13 protein-coding genes are annotated in these 13,144 nt (G+C 75.4%); 6 read left to right on the top strand and 7 right to left on the bottom strand.

The window, feature by feature from the left end; genetic code table 11:
• Nucleotides 1–94 precede the first annotated feature (94 nt).
• Nucleotides 95–610 (top strand): GNAT family N-acetyltransferase, encoded by a 516-nt coding sequence (locus ACFUMH_RS15760; RefSeq protein ID WP_378207597.1) that lies wholly within the window; start codon nt 95–97, stop codon nt 608–610.
• Between the two features lie 9 nt (nt 611–619).
• Here ACFUMH_RS15760 and ACFUMH_RS15765 read toward each other — a convergent pair whose 3' ends face one another.
• From ACFUMH_RS15765 to ACFUMH_RS15775, 3 genes are read right to left on the bottom strand one after another with little or no spacing between them, the layout of a single operon-like run.
• Nucleotides 620–1,492: a PPK2 family polyphosphate kinase gene (locus ACFUMH_RS15765; protein ID WP_378207600.1), complete on the bottom strand. Its 873-nt coding sequence runs from the start codon at nt 1,490–1,492 to the stop codon at nt 620–622.
• A complete protein-coding gene (locus ACFUMH_RS15770; RefSeq protein WP_378207627.1) occupies nt 1,489–2,184 on the bottom strand; it encodes a potassium channel family protein in 696 nt (231 codons plus the stop codon). Before ACFUMH_RS15770 ends, ACFUMH_RS15765 begins: the two co-directional genes overlap by 4 nt.
• A 4-nt stretch (nt 2,185–2,188) precedes the next feature.
• Nucleotides 2,189–3,562, bottom strand: coding sequence for a TrkH family potassium uptake protein (locus tag ACFUMH_RS15775; protein ID WP_378207603.1), 1,374 nt, complete (start codon nt 3,560–3,562; stop codon nt 2,189–2,191).
• A 249-nt stretch (nt 3,563–3,811) separates the two neighbouring features.
• Here ACFUMH_RS15775 and ACFUMH_RS15780 point away from each other — a divergent pair, with 249 nt between their 5' ends.
• The 5 genes from ACFUMH_RS15780 (at nt 3,812) to ACFUMH_RS15800 (ending at nt 9,101) form a co-directional block, all read left to right on the top strand.
• Nucleotides 3,812–5,032, top strand: a complete 1,221-nt coding sequence (locus ACFUMH_RS15780) for an acetoin utilization protein AcuC (RefSeq protein ID WP_378207606.1) — start codon at nt 3,812–3,814, stop codon at nt 5,030–5,032.
• A 196-nt stretch (nt 5,033–5,228) separates the two neighbouring features.
• Nucleotides 5,229–5,465, top strand: a complete 237-nt coding sequence (locus ACFUMH_RS15785) for a helix-turn-helix domain-containing protein (protein ID WP_378207609.1) — start codon at nt 5,229–5,231, stop codon at nt 5,463–5,465.
• A 190-nt stretch (nt 5,466–5,655) separates the two neighbouring features.
• Nucleotides 5,656–5,754, top strand: a complete 99-nt coding sequence (locus ACFUMH_RS15790) for a 30S ribosomal protein bS22 (RefSeq protein ID WP_003792170.1) — start codon at nt 5,656–5,658, stop codon at nt 5,752–5,754.
• A 129-nt stretch (nt 5,755–5,883) separates the two neighbouring features.
• A complete protein-coding gene (locus tag ACFUMH_RS15795; RefSeq protein WP_378207612.1) occupies nt 5,884–7,968 on the top strand; it encodes a glycoside hydrolase family 127 protein in 2,085 nt (694 codons plus the stop codon).
• An 80-nt stretch (nt 7,969–8,048) separates the two neighbouring features.
• Nucleotides 8,049–9,101 (top strand): LacI family DNA-binding transcriptional regulator, encoded by a 1,053-nt coding sequence (locus ACFUMH_RS15800; RefSeq protein ID WP_378207630.1) that lies wholly within the window; start codon nt 8,049–8,051, stop codon nt 9,099–9,101.
• A gap of 75 nt (nt 9,102–9,176) precedes the next feature.
• On the opposite strand, the gene ACFUMH_RS15805 is transcribed toward ACFUMH_RS15800, so the two are convergent.
• From ACFUMH_RS15805 to ACFUMH_RS15820, 4 genes are read right to left on the bottom strand one after another with little or no spacing between them, the layout of a single operon-like run.
• Entirely contained in the window at nt 9,177–9,827 is a 651-nt protein-coding gene (locus ACFUMH_RS15805) for a YesL family protein (RefSeq protein ID WP_378207615.1), read from the bottom strand.
• On the bottom strand, nt 9,824–11,194 hold the full coding sequence (locus tag ACFUMH_RS15810) for an arabinan endo-1,5-alpha-L-arabinosidase (protein WP_378207618.1): 1,371 nt from the start codon (nt 11,192–11,194) through the stop codon (nt 9,824–9,826). Before ACFUMH_RS15810 ends, ACFUMH_RS15805 begins: the two co-directional genes overlap by 4 nt.
• Nucleotides 11,195–11,197: 3 nt before the next feature.
• On the bottom strand, nt 11,198–12,103 hold the full coding sequence (locus tag ACFUMH_RS15815) for a carbohydrate ABC transporter permease (RefSeq protein ID WP_378207621.1): 906 nt from the start codon (nt 12,101–12,103) through the stop codon (nt 11,198–11,200).
• Between the two features lie 10 nt (nt 12,104–12,113).
• Nucleotides 12,114–13,085, bottom strand: coding sequence for a carbohydrate ABC transporter permease (locus ACFUMH_RS15820; RefSeq protein ID WP_378207624.1), 972 nt, complete (start codon nt 13,083–13,085; stop codon nt 12,114–12,116).
• Nucleotides 13,086–13,144 lie beyond the last annotated feature (59 nt).

A 13,144-nucleotide genomic window follows, 5' to 3' on the forward strand; every position in this document is an offset into this window, starting at 1 on the left:
GGGCGGCCGGTCCGGCCGTCCCGCCCCCGGGCGCGTCGTCCGCGACGCGGCCCGCGCAGGGGGAGGGGTCGCGCCGCGGGTAGGGTCGCCGCCCGTGGACGAGCAGCGGCTGGCAGGGGGCGGGGTGCTGCGCGTCGCGCGACCCGGCGACGAGGCGGGGATCCTCGCGTGCATCCACGCGCTGGCGGCGTACGAGCGGGAGCCGGACGCGGTCCGGACGACGGAGGCGGACCTGACGGACGCGCTCTTCGGCCCCGCGCCGGCGGTGTTCGCGCACGTCGTCGAGGTCGACGGTGCCGTCGTCGGCATCGCCGTCTGGTTCCGCAGCTTCTCGACCTGGACGGGCCGGCACGGCGTGTACCTCGAGGACCTGTTCGTCGACCCGGCGCACCGCGCCCGCGGCTACGGCCTCGCGCTGCTGCGGTCGCTCGCGGCGGTCGCGGTGGCCAACGGCTGGACGCGCGTCGACTGGGCGGTGCTCGACTGGAACGCGCCCTCGATCGCGTTCTACCGCGCGCTCGGGGCCGTGCCGATGGACGAGTGGACCGGGTACCGGCTCACGGGCGACGCGCTGCGCGCCGTGGGCACGGGCCCGGTCGGCAGCCCCTGACGGACCGCGTCAGGCGGTCGCGTCGAGCCGGGCCAGCTCGGCGGCCACGTCGTAGGCCGGCTCCGGCCAGCCGAGGTGCAGGTCCGCCAGCGCGTCGTGCAGCAGCACGCTGACGGCGAGCCGCGCGTACCACTTGCGGTCCGCGGGGACGACGTACCAGGGCGCGACGTCCGTCGAGGTGCGTGCGAGCACGTCGGCGTACGCGGCCTCGTAGGCGGGGCGCTGCCGCCGCACGTCCACGTCGCGCGGGTCGTACTTCCAGTGCTTCTCGGGACGGGTGAGGCGCTCGCGCAGGCGGGCGTGCTGCTCGTCGGGGGAGACCCACAGCAGCACCTTCACGACGGTCGTGCCGCGCGCCGCCACCTCCGCCTCGAACGCCGTGATCTCGGCGAGCCGGGCCTCGAGCGCCGCCGCGTCGAGCGCGCCCTCGACGCGCGGCACGAGGACGTCCTCGTAGTGCGAGCGGTCGAAGACGCCGATGCGTCCCGGGGCGGGCAGGGCGGCGCGGACGCGGGCGAGGAAGTGCTGCGCGCGCTCCTGCGGCGTCGGCACGCCGAACGCGCGCAGGGCGACGCCCTGCGGGTCGACCATGCCGAGCACGTGCCGGACGATGCCGCCCTTGCCGGCGGTGTCCAGCCCCTGCAGGACGAGCAGCACGGAGCGGTCGCCGCCGGTGCGCCCGTGCGCGAACAGCCGCTCCTGCAGATCGGACAGCGCGGCGCCCAGCGCGGCGAGGGCGGGCACCGCGTCGGCCTTGCGCCGGTCGAAGCCGGGGGTGGCGGACGCGTCGACGTCGGCGAGGGCGAGGCCCGGCCGCGCGCGCAGCAGCTCGCGGACCGGCGCGCCCCACGCCGCGGCCCTGCCCGTGCCCGTGGTGCTCACGGCCGCGCCGCGAACCGCTCGAGGAGGTCCGCGTGGCCGCCGACGATGATGAGGTCGTTCGACGAGATGCGCGTCTCCGGCGTCGCGTAGAGGAACTCCACACCGGGGCTCTTCACGCCGATGACCGTGACGCCGTAGCGCTCGCGGATCTTCGACTGCGCGAGCGTGAAGCCCTGCGTCTCCTTCGGCGGGCGCATCTTCACGACCGTGAAGCCGTCCTCGACCTCGATGTAGTCGAGCATGCGGCCGGAGACGAGGTGCGCGACGCGAGCCCCCGCGTCGGCCTCGGGCAGCACGACGTGGTGCGCCCCGATGCGCTGCAGGATGCGCGCGTGCTCGCTCGAGATCGCCTTCGCCCAGATCTGCGGGACGCCGATGTCCACGAGGTTGCCGGTGATGAGCACGGACGCCTCGAGGTAGGACCCGACGCCGACGACCGCGACGGGGAAGTCGCGCGCGCCGAGCTGCTCGAGCGCCTCCGGGTTCGTCGCGTCCGCCTCGACGAGCGGGACGCGCCCCGCCCACTGCGCGACGAGCTCGGGCTTCTGCTCGACGGCGAGCACGTCCTGCCCGAGCCGGTCGAGTGTCGCGGCGATCGACGACCCGAACCGCCCGAGGCCGATGACGAGGATGCCGGACCCCTTGGCGGGGGAGCGGGGGGCGGTGCGGGGCTCGCCGCCGCCGGCACGCAGGCTGTCAGCCAATGATCGGCCTCTCTTCCGGGTACCGGACGACGCGACGACGGTTGCGCAGCGCGAGCGCCGCGGCGAGCGTGATCGTGCCGGTCCGGCCGATGAACATGAGCACGGCGAGGACGTACTTCGCCGGGTCGGGCAGGTCGGGCGTGATCCCCGTGGACAGACCGCACGTGGCGAACGCCGAGATCACCTCGAACAGGATGACGTCGAGCGTGAGACCCGTCATCGCCAGCAGGAGCAGCGACGCGACGAGCACGAACGTCGTGGAGACGAACGCGACGGCGATCGCGACCTTGAGCGTGTCGGGGGAGATGCGCCGGCCGAACGCCTCGACGTCCCGGTCGCCGCGCGCCTCCGCGACGATCGCGAGGAGCATGACGCCGAGCGTCGTCACCTTGATGCCGCCGGCGGTGCCCGCGGACCCCCCGCCGACGAACATGAGCGCGTCGAGCAGCAGCCACGTGCCCTCGTGCATCTCGCCCACGTCGACGGTCGAGAACCCGCCCGAGCGCGGCATGATGCCGGCGAACAGCGACGCCAGCAGGGTGCCGGCCCAGTCGAGCGGCTGGAACGTCCCCGGGTTCGTCCACTCGAAGGCCGCGACGACGACGGACCCGAAGAGCAGCAGCGCGATGCTCATCGTGATCGTCATCTTGGTGTGCAGGCTCCACCGGCGCGGCTCGCGCAGCCGGTTGGCCACGTTGAGGATGACCGGGAACCCGAGGGAGCCGATGAAGACGCCGACGATGATCGGCAGCAGCATCCACCAGTCGGAGACGAACGGCTCCAGCCCCTCGGGGGTGGGGACGAAGCCGGCGTTGTTGAACGCGGAGACCGCGTAGAACACCGCGTGCCAGGCGGCGGTGCCCGCGTTCCCCTCGTGCAGCACCAGCCGCGGGAAGAGGACCAGCGCGATCGCCACCTCGAGCACCGTGGACGTCACGATGACGGTCCGCACCAGGGACCCGACCTCGCCGAGACGGGTGACCTTCGTCTCCGACGAGACGAGCAGCCGCTGCGTCAGCCCGATGCGTCGCGACACCGCCATGCCGAGCAGCGACGCCAGCGTCATGACGCCCAGGCCGCCGACCTTGATCGCCACGAGGATGACGACCAGGCCCCAGGCGGACCAGTACTCGCCCGTGGGGACGGTGACGAGGCCCGTGACGGTGGTCGCCGACGTCGCGGTGAAGAACGCGTCGACGAAGGGTGCGCGCTGCCCGTGCGCGGTCGCCCACGGCGCCGACAGCAGCGCCGTGAAGACGACGACCACCAGCGCGAACACGGCGAGCGCCAGCCGTGCCGGCCCCTGGCGTGCCGCACGGTCGACGTACTCGCGGGCGCGCCACAGCAGGCCCGGTCCTGCCGCCATGCCGCCTCCCGCCGTGCCCCGACCCGTGACCCGCCGTCCCGACCCCGGTGCGCCCGACCTGCGGCGGCGGACGCGGACGACGGCCCGGCTCGCGCCGGGCAAGGGCCCATGCTGGCACGGCGCACCGACAGCCGGGCACCGACGCGGCGCGTCGGCCGTGGTGGTGCGCTGCGTCGGTCGACCGCCGGCCGACCGCCGGACCCGCCGGTCCGGTCGACACGGCCCGCGCGGCGGTGGGACGGTGAGCCCATGACGGCGACGGCCACCGACGCGGCCCCCCACGGTGCTGCGACCGCGCCCGTGCGGGTCGTCTGGTCCACCGAGATGCTCGGCTACGACTTCGGCGTCGGGCACCCCATGACGTCCGACCGGATCGACCTCACGATCGCGCTGGCCTCCGGCCTCGGCCTGCTCGCGGCACCGGGCGTCGAGGTGGTCGCCGCGGAGCCCGCGAGCGACGCGCTGCTGACAACCGTCCACGACCCCGCGTACGTCGCGGCCGTGCACGCCGCCGCCGAGCGGGGCGTGCCCGACCCGGCCCGCGGGCTCGGGACGCGCGACGACCCGCTGTTCCCGCAGATGCACGAGGCGGCGGCCCGCGTCGTCGCCGGCTCGGTGGACGCGGCGCTCGCGGTCTGGGAGGGCCGTGCGCCGCACGCGGTCAACGTCGGCGGCGGGCTGCACCACGCCATGCCGGGCGGTGCGTCGGGCTTCTGCGTGTACAACGACGCGGCGGTCGCGATCCGGGCGCTGCTCGCCGCGGGCGTGCCGCGCGTGGCCTACGTCGACGTCGACGCGCACCACGGCGACGGCGTCCAGACCGTCTTCTGGGACGACCCGCGGGTGCTGACGGTGTCGCTGCACGAGACCGGTGCGGCGCTGTTCCCCGGCACCGGCCACCCGGGGGAGACGGGCGGCCCGGGCGCGGACGGCACGGCCGTCAACGTGGCGCTGCCCTCGCGCACGGGCGACGCCGGCTGGCTGCGCGCGTTCGACGCGGTGGTGCCCGCCGCGCTGAGGGCCTTCGGGCCGGCGGTGCTCGTCACGCAGCACGGCTGCGACACGCACCGGCTGGACCCGCTCGCGTCGCTGCGCGTGAGCGTGGACGGGCAGCGGCTCGCGGCCGAGCGCCTGCACGCCCTCGCGCACGAGGTGAGCGACGGCCGCTGGCTCGCGCTGGGCGGCGGCGGGTACGCGGTGCTGGACGTCGTGCCGCGTGCGTGGGCGCACCTCATCGGCATCGCGACGCACCGGCCCGTCGACCCGGCGACGCCCGTGCCGGCCGGGTGGCTGGCCGCGGTGCGGCAGCGCTACGGGCGCGAGGCGGTCGCGGTGATGACGGACGGCGGCGTCGTGGAGGCGCGGCCGTGGTCCGCGGGCTACGACCCCGCGGACGACCTCGACCGGGCGGTGCGGGCCACGCGCGCGGCCGTCTTCCCGTCCCTCGGCCTCGACCCCGAGCTGGACTGAGGACCGCGTGCCGGGCGGGCCCGGTGCCGTCCGCGGGCGCCGGCGTGCCCGCCGCAGACCCGTCCGGGTGACCCCGCGCCCGTGCGCGCCGTCCCGGCTTCCCCACCCGTCACACGCGCCACTACTGTGACCATCGAGCACCCCGCCGGTGGGTGGCACGCCGCCGGCGCTGGACCGGCCGTCGGGAGGTCGGACGATGGACGAGCCGGGGCGCGACCCGCAGGGACGGGTGCGGTTCCTCACCGTGAACGAGGTCGCGGACCTCATGCGCGTGTCCCGGATGACGGTGTACCGCCTGGTGCACTCGGGCGAGCTGCCCGCCGTCCGCGTCGGCCGCTCGTTCCGCGTCCCGCAGGACGCCCTCGACGCGTACCTGCGCTCGTCGACGACCGTCGACCTCGGCGACGCGGGGGAGCACCGCCGCACGTCCTGAGGGCGGCGGACGGGCCCCGGCGGCGGTCGCGCGGGACCGGTTCGCGGGCTCGCGGCCCCATCCCGTAAGGTGGGCCCCCGGACTTCTGCGTGCGTGGACCGGTCGGTCGCCTCGAACCCGCATCGCCCCGCGCGTCGGCCGACCACCTTCGCGGTCCTGACGACCGTGACCGGACACGAGTGAGGCATTCATGGGCTCCGTCATCAAGAAGCGCCGCAAGCGCATGGCGAAGAAGAAGCACCGCAAGCTGCTCCGCAAGACGCGTCACCAGCGCCGCAACAAGAAGTGAGCTGAGCGCACCCGCGCAGCGCAGCGCACCCCGGGCCCGGTCCTTCGACCGGGCCCGACGTGCGTCCGGGGACGGAGCGCCCACGGCATCTCTACATCGATGTACTGTGGGCTCGTCGAAGGAGGCCCGATGACAACGCCGTCGTCCCCGCCCGTCGCCGCGACCACCCCGGTCGACGGCCCCTGCACCCCACGCGCCGCGCACGGCGCCCTGCGCCCGCTGCCGTTCGACGCGGTGCGCCTGTCCGCCGACGGCATGCTCGGCGCGTGGCAGGAGCGCAACCGCACCCGCGTGCTGCCGCACGTGCTGGAGCGCCTGGAGACGTCGGGCGTGCTCGACAACCTGCGCGTCACGGCCGGGCGCGCCGAGAGGCAGTTCCGCGGGTTCAACTTCGCGGACTCCGACCTGCACAAGACGCTCGAGGCCCTCGCGTGGGAGGCCGGCCGCGTGCCGGACGACCAGCCGTGGGAGGAGTTCGTCGGCGCGGCCGTCGACCTGCTCGCCGCCGCGCAGCGCGACGACGGCTACCTGTACTCGCACGTGCAGCTGACCGCGCCCGGCACCGAGCTCACCGCGCTGCGCTGGAGCCACGAGCTCTACGTCCTCGGCCACCTGCTGCAGGCCGCCGTCGCGCGCGCCCGCACCACCGGGCGCACCGACCTGCTCGACGTCGCGACGCGCTTCGCCGACCTGGTCGACACCCGGCTCGGCCCCGACGGCGCCGAGGGCTACGACGGCCACCCGGAGGTCGAGACGGCGCTCGTCGAGCTGTACCGGCTCACGGGCGAGCGGCGGTGGCTCGACCTCGCACGCCGCCAGGTCGACCTGCGCGGGCGCGGCCTGCTCGGGTCCGGGCCGTTCCCGCCGGCGTACCACCAGGACCACGTGCCGGTGCGCGAGGCGACGGAGGTGACCGGCCACGCGGTGCGCCAGCTGTACCTGCTCGCCGGCGTCGCCGACGTCGCGGCCGAGACCGGGGAGCAGGTCCTGCTCGACGCCCTCGTGCGGCTGTGGGAGTCGGCCGAGCGGACGCGCACGTACGTCACGGGCGGGCTCGGCGCGCGGCACAAGGACGAGTCGTTCGGCGACGCGCACGAGCTGCCGCCCGACCGCGCGTACGCCGAGACGTGCGCCGCGATCGCGCTGGTGCACTGGGCGTGGCGGATGCTCCTGCTCACGGGTGAGTCCCGGTACGCCGACGCGATGGAGCGCACGCTCGTCAACGCCGTCCCGGCGGCCGTGGGCCTCGACGGCCGGTCGTTCACCTACTCGAACCCGCTGCAGCTGCGCACGGGCCACGACGGCACGGACGAGTACCACCCGAGCGGCCGCCTCGACTGGTTCGCGTGCGCGTGCTGCCCGCCCAACCTCGCCCGGCTCGCGGCGTCGCTGCACGCGTACGTCGCGACGGTGACCGACGACGCCGTGCAGCTGCACCTGTACGCCGCCGGGGACGTGCGCGTCCCGGACGACGGCACGGTCCTGCGCGTGCGCACCGACTACCCGTGGGACGGCCGCGTCGAGGTGGCGGCGGACCCCGGCGGCACGCCGCTGGTGCGCGACCTCGTCCTGCGCGTGCCCGGGTGGGCGGACCCGGCCGCGGTGACGCTCACCGTCGACGGCGCGCCCGTGCCGCTCGACGTGCGCGGCGGTCGCGTGACCGTGCCGGCGTCTCCCGGCGCGCCCGTGCGCACGGTCGTCCTCGACCTGCCGATGCCCGTCGTCGCGCTGACCCCGCACCCGCACGCCGACGCGGTGCGGGGGTGCGTCGCGCTGCGGCGCGGCCCCGTGGTGTGGGCGCTCGAGCAGGCCGACCTGCCCGACGGCGTCGTGCTCGAGGACGTCGCCGTCGTGGCCGGTGCGCAGCCGCTCGACGGCCCGCCGACGCCCGCGCTCGGCGTGCCGGTCGGCGTCCGGGTCGCCGGCGTGCACCGCCCGGCCGCCGACGCGCCGCCGTGGCGGGCGTCGGGCACCGTCCCGGTGCCGCCCGACCTGGCCGACGGCACCCCGCTCGAGCTGCGCCTGGTGCCGTACCACGCGTGGGGCAACCGCGGCCCGGGGGCGATGCGGGTGTGGCTGCCGGTGGCGGCGGCCGGCGCGGGCAGGCGGGACGACGGTCCGGACGACCGCACCGACGACCACGGGTCGTCCGCGCACGACGCCGGCACCGCGCCTCTGCCACGCTGTGGCCCGGACGGGACGGCCGTCCGGTGACTGCCGCTCCCGGCGCACCGGCGGCGAGGACGGGGACGGGGACGGGCAGGATGAACGGTCGACGGACGGCCACGGTGACGATGCACGACGTCGCCGCGCGGGCCGGGGTGTCCATCAAGACGGTCTCCAACGTCGTCAACGGCTACCCGTACATCCGCCCGACGACGCGCGAGAAGGTCGAGACGGCCATCGCCGAGCTCGGCTACCACGTCAACGTCTCGGCCCGGAACCTGCGCCGCGGCCGCACGGGCCTCATCGGCCTCGCGGTGCCGGAGCTCTCCCTCCCGTACTTCGCCGAGCTCGCCGACTCGGTGATCCGCGCGGCCGAGGAGCGGGGCGTCACGGTGCTCATCGAGCAGACGGGCGCGGTGCGCGAGCGCGAGCTCGAGGTGCTCACCGGGCAGCGCCGGCAGTTCACCGACGGCCTCATCTACTCGCCGCTGGCGCTGGGGCCCGACGACGTGGGCGAGCTCGCGGCCGTCGGCTACCCGATGGTGCTGCTGGGCGAGCGCATCTTCGGCGGTCCCGCGGACCACGTCACCATGAGCAACGTCGAGGCGGCCCGCGCCGCGACGCAGCACCTGCTCGACCTCGGCCGCCGGCGCATCGCCGTCGTCGGCGCGCACGCGGGGGAGACGGTCGGCTCCGCGGCCCTGCGCCTGCAGGGGTACCGCGAGGCCCTCGAGGCGAACGGCGTGCCGTTCGACCCCGCCCTCGTCGGCGAGGCCGGCCTGTGGCACCGCGCGACCGGCGCCGAGACGATGACGCGCCTGCTCGACGCGGACCTCGGCATCGACGCCGTCTTCGGGCTCAACGACGCCCTCGCGCTGGGGGCGCTGCACGCCCTGCACGCGCGGCGCGTCGACGTGCCGGGCGACGTCGCCGTCATCGGCTTCGACGACATCGAGGAGACGGCGTACTCGTCGCCCACGCTGTCGACCGTGCACCCGGGCCGCGAGCAGATCGCGACGACGGCCGTCGACCTGCTGCTCGCGCGCATCGCCGAGCCGGCCGCGGACCGGCCGTTCCAGCAGGTCGTCGCGGACTTCTCGGTGGTGCTGCGCGAGTCGACGCTCGGCGACGGCGCGCCCGTGGACCCGACGCCGGGCGAGCGCACGACGCACGCGGGCTGACCCGCCGCCGCGCATGCCGCCGGACGCGCCGACGCCCCGGCGGCCGCGGCAGCCGGGGCGTGCGGTCGGTCAGGGTCAGCGTGCGTCGAGGCGGTCCAGCCGCACGTCGACGAGCCACCCGGTGACGAGCAGCGGCACGGTCACGCCGGCGAGCGGCACGAGCACCGGCGCCGCGGCGCAGGTGAGCACCCACACGGCGACGGCGGCGAGCACGCCGAGCGACGTCCCCGGGCTGAGCGCGGGCGCGAGCACGAGGAACCGCCACGTGCGGGCGGGGGAGTCGGTGTAGCGCCGTGCCACCGGCGGGACGTGGGCGAGGACGACGACGGCCCACGCGCCGGCGAGCGCGAGCCCGACGCCGGCGGCCGCGCGCGCCGGCCCGGTGAGCACGCCGAGCGCGACGGCGTCGAGCCACAGCAGCACCGCGACGGCCCACAGCGGCGCACCGAGGACGTTCAGCCGCCGCCAGCCGCCGCGCCAGGTCGTCCAGAAGTCGCGCCACAGGTGCTCCGACGGCGCGCCGGCCGCGACCCGCGCGAGCAGCGTCCCGGCGGCGTGCAGCGACGGCACGAGACCGAGGACGACGCCGCCCGCGAGCGTGCCGAGCACCAGCAGCAGCTGGGCGGCGACCACGTGCGCGAGCGCGCGCAGCACGGTCATGACGCGGGCGGCCCAGCCGACGGCCTCGTCGCCGGCCGTCCGTGCGGGGGCACCGACGTGCGTCACGCCGCAGCCCCCGGGCCGTCGTCGCCCACGCGCGTGCCGGTGGTGACCCGCCCGCGGTCGTCGACCGCGACGAGGACGAGGGTCGCCCGCCCGCGCACGGCGTCCCAGCCGGGCAGGACCACCGCCGACGCCTGCGCGCCGTCGGGCCACCGCCACGTGAACCGGCCGTCGCCCATCGGGCGCACGTCGTGCGCGTCGAGCGTGCGCAGGCGTCCGCGCTCGACGCCACGCGGGTCGCTGCCGGGCTCGAGCGTCTCCCACGTGCCCGTGAGCGCGGCGGGCTCGGCCGGCCAGCGGCGCTCGTCGTCGTCCTCGCGGGCGGGCCCCGCCCACGGCTGCGGGCTGACGAGCGGCCAGCCGTCGTGCGTCCACACGAGGCGGCGGACCTGCACGCGGTGCCGCTCCGGGGCGTCGTCGTCGCGCACGTGGTGCACGAGCAGCTGGCGGCCCGGGGCGTCGGCCGTCGCGGGTTCGGTGAGCACGGACGCGTGCCCGGGCGCGCGCAGGCCGGGCCCGCCGGCGAGGCGGTGACCGGCCAGGACGACCGTGCCGGCGTCCGCCGCGGTGTCCCGCAGGTCGCGGCCGAGGCGGTCGCGGTACGGCCCGGTGACGGCGTCGGCGACGGCCGCGCGCACGTGGTAGCTCGAGAAGAGCGAGTCCCACGACGCGAGCAGCGCCCAGCCACCGCCGGGGCGCGGCAGCACGTACGCGCCCTCGACCGCGCCCTCGACGTCGGCCGCCCGCCGCGCGAGCAGCACGCCGGGCCCCGGGCTCGGCTCGCCCGGTGCCGGCGCGTCGAGCGCGAGGCCGGTCACCGGGTCGAGCTCGAGCGCGTGCAGGCCCCCGAAGAACGAGCCGTAGACGAGCCAGTGCCGGTCGCCGTCCACGGCTAGCGCCGCGTCGATGGCGTTGGGCGGTCCGTCGCCGTGCGGCGACCCGGCGGCGTCGGCGGGCACGGCGTCGCTCGTCACGACGAGCCCGCGGTCCTCCCACGGCCCGGCGGGGTGCGCCGCGACGGCGAGCCCGATGGCCGACCGGCGCGACCCGAACGTCGACGCCGACCAGTACATCCGCCACCCGCCGCCGACGCGCACGACCTCGGGTGCCCACAGGCCCGGCGCGCCGGCCCACGCCGCCGCGGCGTCCGGCACGCCCGGCAGCGCCCAGCCGTGGAACTCCCAGTCGACGAGGTCGGTGGAGCGGCGCACCTGCACGCCGCCCCGCACGGGGCCGTCGCCCGACGCGTCGGTCGAGAACAGCCAGTAGGTGCCGTCGTCGTCGCGCACCGCGGTGGGGTCGTGGGCGTGGTCGCCGCCCCACGCGCGCGTGTCGGGGACGAGGTCGACGCCCGGCTCCAGGGTGGTCACGCGTCAGCCCTTCGTGCCGGTGAGGGCGACGGACGCGATGATCTGCCGCTGGAACACCAGGAAGACCACGAGGATCGGCAGCAGCGCGACGAACGACGCGGCCATGATCAGCGGGTAGTCGCGCTGCGTGGCGTACTCGACGTTGAGGTTCGCGATGACGACCTGCAGCGTCTGCTTGCCCGGCGAGTTCAGGTACAGGATCGGCGCGAGGTAGTCGTTCCACACCGTCATGAACCAGAGGATGAACTGCGCCGCGATGGCGGGCCGGATCATCGGCACGATCATCCGCCCGAAGATCGTCAGGTACGACGCGCCGTCGATCTTCGCCGCCTCGATGAGCGAGTCCGGGACCGACTCGAGGTACTGGCGGATGAAGAAGATCATGATGATGTTGCCGAACAGCAGCGGCACGATCAGCGGCAGCAGGGTGTCCACCCAGTGCAGCCGGGAGAACATGACGAACTGCGGGATCATGATCGTCGGGTAGGGGATCATCAGGCCCGACAGCAGGCCGAGGAAGATCGCGTTCTTGGCCGGCAGCCGCATCTTCGCGAGCGCGAACGCCGCGAGCGCCGACGTCACCGACCCGACGACGGTGACCGTGCCGGCCACGATGATCGAGTTCCTGAAGCCCGACAGGATCGGCGCCTCGGTCCACATGCGCACGAACGTGTCCCACTGCGGGGCGTCCGGCCACAGCACGGGCGGCAGCGCGAACACCTCGGGCTTGGTCTTCACCGCGGTGGTGAACATCCAGAGGAGCGGCGCGAGCATGGCGATCGCGAAGACCGACAGCACGACGAGCAGCACGGCGTTGACGACGCGGCTCTCGCGGCCGGCGCCGACGCCGGTCGCGCCCGGCCCGCGGCGGGCCGGCGTGCGGCGCGGCAGGGTGGGGATGGTGGTCATGGCAGGCCCCTCAGTCGATGCTGAAGCTGTTGCGCCGGTTCAGGCGGAACTGGATCAGGGTGATGACGAGGACGAGGACGCCCAGCACGATGGCCATGGCCGTCGCGTACCCCATCTGCTGGTACCGGAAGGCCTGGCGCCAGATGTACCAGACCACGGACGCGGAGCCGAACTCCGGGCCGCCCGTCGGCGTCATGATGTTGATCTCGGTGAACAGCTGCGCGCCGGCGATGATGTTCGTGACGACGAGGAAGAACGTCACGGGGCGGACCATCGGCAGCGTGATGTGCCGCAGCCGCTGCCACCACCCGGCGCCGTCGAGCGCCGCCGCCTCGTGCAGCGAGGCGGGCACCGACTGGATCGCCGCCAGGTACAGCAGCATCGAGTAGCCGAGGCCCTTCCAGACCATCATGAGGATGATCGCGGGCTTCACGGTGGCGGTGTCCTGCAGCCAGTTCGGGCCGTCGACGCCGAACCACGCGAGCACCTGGTTCACGAGGCCGAAGTCGCCGTTGTAGGCGAACTGCCAGACGATCGCGATCGCCGCGAGGGACGAGATCACCGGGACGTAGTAGATCGTCCGGAAGGCCGTGCGCCCGGCGATGCGCCGGTTCAGCGCGATGGCGAGCAGCAGGGCCAGCGCCAGGCCGATCGGGATGCCGATCATGTAGAAGAACGTGTTGAACAACGACTGGCGGAAGTACTCGTCGCCGACCAGCCGCGTGTAGTTCTCGAGCCCGACGAACCGCATCGGGCCGAGCCCGTTCCAGCTCGTGAGCGACGCGTACCCCGCGAACAGCACCGGGTAGAGCGTGAACAGCAGGAACCCGACCACGGGCGGGGCGACGAACGCCATGGCCCACCGGTGCTCGGTGCGGTGCAGCTGCCGGCGCTGCCGGGCGGTGCGCAGCGGCGGGGTGGTGCCCGTCCGGAGCGCGCCGGGTGCGGCGGGCGGGGCCTCGGGGGCCGCGGATCGCGACATCGGGGGTCCTCTCGTGCGAAGGCCGGTCGTGCGAGGGCCGGCCCGGCCGCCGGGGGAGC

The organism is Cellulomonas sp. NPDC057328, from assembly GCF_042667215.1.
GTDB lineage: Bacteria > Actinomycetota > Actinomycetes > Actinomycetales > Cellulomonadaceae > Cellulomonas.